General features: G+C 74.8%; 7 protein-coding genes. All 7 read left to right on the top strand.

What is annotated here, in order from left to right; translation table 11 throughout:
* Positions 1-749 (top strand): dipeptide/oligopeptide/nickel ABC transporter ATP-binding protein (locus DMH08_RS38195; RefSeq protein WP_325052984.1); only part of this gene is annotated, 749 nt, incomplete at its 5' end.
* A gap of 362 nt (positions 750-1111) precedes the next feature.
* Positions 1112-1936 (top strand): SAM-dependent methyltransferase, encoded by an 825-nt coding sequence (locus DMH08_RS38190; RefSeq protein WP_051300738.1) that lies wholly within the window; start codon positions 1112-1114, stop codon positions 1934-1936.
* Between the two features lie 43 nt (positions 1937-1979).
* Entirely contained in the window at positions 1980-2204 is a 225-nt protein-coding gene (locus DMH08_RS38185; RefSeq protein ID WP_158642465.1) for a DUF397 domain-containing protein, read from the top strand.
* A gap of 71 nt (positions 2205-2275) precedes the next feature.
* Positions 2276-3127, top strand: coding sequence for a helix-turn-helix domain-containing protein (locus DMH08_RS38180; RefSeq protein ID WP_158642464.1), 852 nt, complete (start codon positions 2276-2278; stop codon positions 3125-3127).
* Positions 3128-3143: 16 nt separating this feature from the next.
* The gene (locus DMH08_RS38175) at positions 3144-3341 is read left to right on the top strand and encodes a DUF397 domain-containing protein (RefSeq protein WP_026402799.1); all 198 of its coding nucleotides are present in this window, start codon (positions 3144-3146) and stop codon (positions 3339-3341) included.
* A gap of 455 nt (positions 3342-3796) precedes the next feature.
* Positions 3797-4546, top strand: coding sequence for an ATP-binding protein (locus tag DMH08_RS38170; RefSeq protein WP_125621104.1), 750 nt, complete (start codon positions 3797-3799; stop codon positions 4544-4546).
* Between the two features lie 128 nt (positions 4547-4674).
* A partial coding sequence (locus DMH08_RS38165; RefSeq protein WP_148108650.1) for an AfsR/SARP family transcriptional regulator occupies positions 4675-5558 on the top strand: 884 nt, incomplete at its 3' end.

Below are 5558 nucleotides of genomic sequence, written 5' to 3'. Positions count from 1 at the left end.
CCGCCCGCCCGTCCGACGGGAGCATGGCGCTGCGCGGGACGACCCGGGTGCTGCGGTCCCGCCGCCGCGCGACGGTCGCGCTGGACGGCGTCGACCTCGACGTCGCGCCCGGCGAGGCCGTCGCGGTCGTCGGCGCGAGCGGCTCCGGCAAGTCCACCCTGATCGGTGCGCTCGCCGCCCTCGACCGGCCCGCCGCCGGGACCGTCCTGCGCGACGGCCGGGACGTGTGGCGGCTGCGCGGCCGCGACCGGCGCGGCGTCCGCCGCGGCACCGGGCTGATCTTCCAGAACCCGCTCGCGTCGTTCGACCCCCGGCACACCGTCCGGCAGGTCGTCGCCGAGGCGGGCCCGTACGACGACGACCTGCTGCGCCGCGCCGGGCTCGACCCGGCCGTGGCCGGGCGCCGCCCGGCGACCCTCTCCGGCGGCGAGTGCCAGCGCGTCGCGATCGCCCGCGCGCTCGCGCAGCGGCCCCGCGTCCTGCTCGCGGACGAGCCCACCAGCGGCCTCGACGTCCTCACCCGGGACCGCATCCTCGACCTGCTCACCGCGCTGCGCCGCGACGACAGGCTGACGATCGTCCTCGTCACCCACGACCTCCGCGTCGCGCGCCGGGTCGCCGACCGCGTGGTCGTCCTGCACGAGGGCCGCGTCGTCGAGGACGTCCCGGCCGCCGGGCTCGACGGCGCCGGGCACCCGCAGACCCGCCGCCTGCTGGACGCGACCGTCCCGGTGCCCGCCGCCGGCTAGGCCGGCGCCGTATCCACGGCGGTCTCCGGAAGGCCGCCGCGGGGACGTCGGAACGGGACGAGTCGGCGCGCCGAATTGTCCGCCGACCGATCATGGTGGGTCAGCAAAAGGCGGGAGAAGGCCGCGGCATCCGCGTTTTCGGTCCGTCCGCAATTTGCTTCGCACAGAAATTCGATAGTCCATGGACGAGTTCCCGATAGGCCATGCAATAGTCGCCGAGCGGTAAGTTGCATCGGCGGCGCGCGTGTAAAGAGATGCGCGCGGACACTGCACAGAAGGCCGATCCATGCTTCATAATTTGTGCATCACAAGTTGTGACATATCGGACGAACCGTGAGTGGCAGGGAGCCGGAGGCGATGCGATGAGCGACACCGAGGAGGCGCCGCCGGGCGTGGACGTCTCGGTCCCGAGCGCCGCCCGGCTGTACGACTACTACCTCGGCGGCGAGCTCAACTACGCGGCCGACCGGGCGGCCGGAGCCGAGGTCAACCGGAAGGTGCCGGAGATCCGGGACGTCGCGTGGTCCAACCGCGGCTTCCTGCAGCGCGCCGTCCGCTGGGTCGCCGAGCAGGGCGTCCGCCAGTTCGTCGACGTCGGCGCCGGGCTCCCCACGCAGAACAACACGCACCAGGTCGCGCGCGCCGTCCGCCCCGACGCCCGGGTCGTCTACGTCGACCACGACCCGATCGTCCGGATCCACGCGAACGCGCTGCTGGAGGGCGACGAGCAGACCGCGGTCGTCCTGCGCGACCTGCGCGACCCCGAGGCCGTCCTGGACGACCCCGACACGCGGCGGCTGATCGACTTCTCGCGGCCGGTCGCGATGATGCTGGTCGCGGTCACCCACTTCCTCTCCGACGAGGAGGACCCCTGGGACATCGTCGCCCGCTACATGCGGCGGCTGGTGCCCGGCAGCTACCTGGTCCTGTCCGCCGGAACCCAGGACTTCCAGCCCGAATGGCGGGTCCGGGCGGTGCAGGAGATCTACTCCGGGACGCCCACCGGCGTGCACACCCGCACCCGGGAGCAGATCGAGCGGTACTTCGACGGCCTGGAGATCGTCCCGCCGTACGACGGGGCGAAGGCCGAGGTCACCTACGTCGGCTTCTGGGGCGCCGAGGACGCCGAGGAGGCCGACAGCGACGGGTCCCGGTGGAGCTACTGCGCGGTCGCCCGCGTGCCCTAGCCGTCCGGACCGCCCGCCCCCCGCCCCCAGACAGGAGATGGACGTGCGCAAACCTTCCGCGGCCGAGCTGGGCGTCGACCTCGACGCCCTCGACTGGCGGCGCTCCGCGACGCCCGACGGCGCCATCGAGGTCGCCTTCGCGGGCGAGTGGACCCTGCTGCGCAGCACCGGCGCGCCCGGCGGGCTCGTGTCGGTGTTCGACGAGCGCGAGTGGGCGTGCTTCCTTGACGGTGCGAAGAAGGGAGAGTTCGACCGGGTCGCGGACTGAACCCGCGCGATCGTGATCCACAGGTGCGACCCGGACGGCCGGGCGCGGGCATGCGGAGGGAGGCGGCGCCCGTGAGCGACGCGTACGGGGCCACCATCGCCAAGTGGACGCTGGCGCGGCGGCTGAAGGAGCTGCGCGAGGCGTCCGGCTACACCGCCAACCAGGTCTGCGACCGCCTCAGCTGGGGGCGCGGCAAGGTCGGCCGGTTCGAGGCGAACACGTGGGTCCGTCCGGAGCTCAGCGACATCCGCGACCTCGCCCGCCTCTACGGCGCCGACGACGAGACCGTCGACCGGCTCCAGGAGCTCGCGCGCAGCGCCCGCCGCCGGGCCTGGTGGCGCGAGTACGGCGAGGTGTACGAGAGCGTCGAGTTCCCCGGGTTCGAGAACGACGCCTCCGAGATCCTCGTCTACACGCCGCTGCTCGTCCCCGGACTGCTCCAGACCGTCCCGTACATGCAGACGCTCCTGTCGTACGGGTCGAAGCCGCCCGAGTGGCGGGAGGTGGCCCTGCGCGCCCGGCTGCGCCGCCAGCAGATCCTGGAGCGCGACGGCGACACCGCGCCCCGGCTCACGGCCCTCGTCACCGAGGCGGCGCTGCTGTACGAGTGGGGGCACGGCGACGAGCGGCGCGCCCAGCTCGCGCACCTGCTCAAGATGGCGGAGCGCCCCAACGTCGAGCTGCGGCTGCTCCGCTTCGAGGACGGCCTGCACCCCGGCATGGCGATGGTCTTCCACATCTTCCGGTTTCCCGGCGGGGAGCCGCCCATGGCCTACCTCGAGACCGACGCGGCCATCCAGCACATCGATCCCGCCGACAACGTGGAGGCGTATGAGCTGATCTACGAGCAGATCAAGCGGTCGGCGCTCGGCCCGGCCGACAGCGCCGCGTACATCAGCAAGCTCATGGCAACACTTGAGTGATCTCGAGGAGACAGCGATGGACCTCTCTCAGGCACGGTGGTTCAAGGCTTCGGCGAGCGCCAGCAGCAACGGCGCCTGCGTCGAGGTCGCCGACCTCGACGCGGCCACCGGGGTGCGCGACAGCACGGCGCCCGAGGCGGGCGCGCACGTCGTCGCCCGTCCGGTGTTCGCCGCGTTCCTCGCCGACGTGAAGGCGGGCCGGTACGACCGGTAGCCGCGGCCGCCGGCACGGACCCGCGGCGCGGGCGCTCCCGCGCGGAGGCCGCCCCGAAGCCGCACACGAGATCCCCCAGGGCTGCACCCCTGGGGGATCTTCCGTGTGCGGCCCCTCTCAGGCGTCCTCCACGCTACAGCGCGTGCACCGCGCCTCCCGGGCGCCCGCCGTTACGCGCCCGTCCGATCACGGCCGCGCGAATTATGGCGGCCGGGGTCCGGATCGGTGAACATCTCGCTCGTCAACAGAATTCCTTGCTCATGTTCGGCTCCTTGTTCGGTCGCATGTGCGACACTGAATCTGCGATTCACAGGTAGCGAGTCGGGAACTGCGGGCCATATGTCGAGATTGTCAGAGGCATTTCGGCTCCGCCGTCTCCGGAACGCCTACCGCTCCCACGCGCCGGTGGGCGGTAGCCACGGAAGAACTCAATCGACTTCACCGAGGTGGCGACCATGACGAAGGCGGCGACGCTGTGCGGGGTCCCCTGGACCCTCGAGAACGGCGGCTGCACGGCCCTGCCCCTGCCCCCGGACGAGACGATCGCCGGTGTCGCGCGCGCGCACGTCGCGAACCTCCTCCCGAAAGCCGGCGTCCGGGACGCGGACGACGTCACCCTGATGGTCAGCGAGCTCGCCACCAACGCGCTCCTGCACGGCACCCCGCGCTCCGCCGACGGCAGCCGCAAGCCGTCCGCGGGCGCCGAACTCTGGGTCTACCGCCGCGGCGACGGCCGCGGCCGCCAGGAACTCGTCGTCAAGATCTTCGACGAGCTGCGCTGCTGGCGGCGCCGCACGTCCGCCGGTCCGATGCCCGAGCACGGCCGCGGCCTCGACATCATCGACATGCTCTCCGGCGGCCGCTGGGGCCACCACGCGTCCCGCTCCCGGCTGCGCTCCCCGCAGGTCTCCGGCAAGGCCACCTGGTTCGCCGTCCCGGTCCGCGGCGGCCACGTCCGCCCCATCTCGGCCGACCCCGCGCACGCCGTCGAGGAACTGGGCGCCCTCCTCGCCGACCGCGGCCTCGCCGCGTCCCCGGCCGCCCCCGCGGGGCTCGCCGTCGGCGGCCGCGCGGTCTGGTGCGAGCGCGCCGCCTTCCACTGGTGCGGCCGCGACGGCGCACTCGTCCGCATGCCCGTCGCCGACATCACCGAGGTCTGCGAGCAGCTCGTCCTGCTCCACGAGGCCGCCCGCGAGGGCGCCTGACCCGCGCGTCCCGTCTCCAGGAGGGGGGAGACGGGCCGTTCGTCCGGGCCGCGGGGGCCCCGGCCCCCGCCCGTCCACAGGCCGTGGACGGGCGCGCGGCCGGGGGCGGCCCGGCCCAGAATGGGGGCATGTTCGTCGGGATCCTCGGGCCGCTGGTGGTCACGGACGGCGGGGCGGCGGTGCCCGTCGGCGGGGCGCGGCTGCGGGCGCTGGTGGCGCGGCTGGCGCTGGAGCCCGGACGGACGGTGACGGGCGACGCGCTCGTCCGGGCCGTGTGGCCGGACGGCGGCCCCGGCGACCCCGCGCACGCCCTGCAGGCGCTCGTGTCGCGGCTCCGGCGGTCCCTGCCGGACGGCCGGGTGCGGTCGGAGCCGGGCGGGTACCTGCTGGACGTCGCGCCGGACGCGGTGGACGCGCACCGGTTCGAGCGGCTCGCGCGGGAGGGCGCGCGGGCGCTGCGCGGCGGGGACGGCGGCCGGGCGGCGACGCTGCTCGGCGAGGCGCTCGGCCTGTGGCGCGGCGACCCGCTCGCCGACGCCGGGGACGCCCCGTTCGCCGCGGCCGAGGCCGTCCGGCTCCGCGAGCTGCGGCTCGCCGCGACCGAGGACCGGATCGCCGCCGAGCTGGCCGCGGGCGCCGGCCCGGGCGCGCTCGCGGCCGAGCTGGAGGGGCTCGCGGCGCGGCATCCGCTGCGGGAGCGGGTGCGGGCGCTGCTGGTGCGTGCGCTGCACCGCGACGGGCGTCCGGCGGAGGCGCTCGCGGTGTACGAGGAGTTCCGGCGGGTGCTGGCCGACGAGCTGGGCGCGGACCCCGGCGACGAGGCGCACGCCGCGTACCTCGACGTCCTGCGGGTGCCGCGGGCGCGGCCGCGCGGCAACCTGCGGGCGCCCGCGACGGGGTTCGTCGGCCGGGAGGACGAGTGCGCGTGGATCGCCCGGCGGCTGTGGGACGGACGGCTCGTCACGCTCGTCGGGCCGGGCGGGGCGGGCAAGACGCGGCTGGCGACGACGGT

Origin of the sequence: Actinomadura sp. WAC 06369 (assembly GCF_003947565.1) — a bacterium.
Lineage (GTDB): Bacteria > Actinomycetota > Actinomycetes > Streptosporangiales > Streptosporangiaceae > Spirillospora > Spirillospora rifamycini.
Note: the sequence above shows the minus strand (reverse complement) of the source record. Positions and strands in the feature narration are given on the sequence as shown.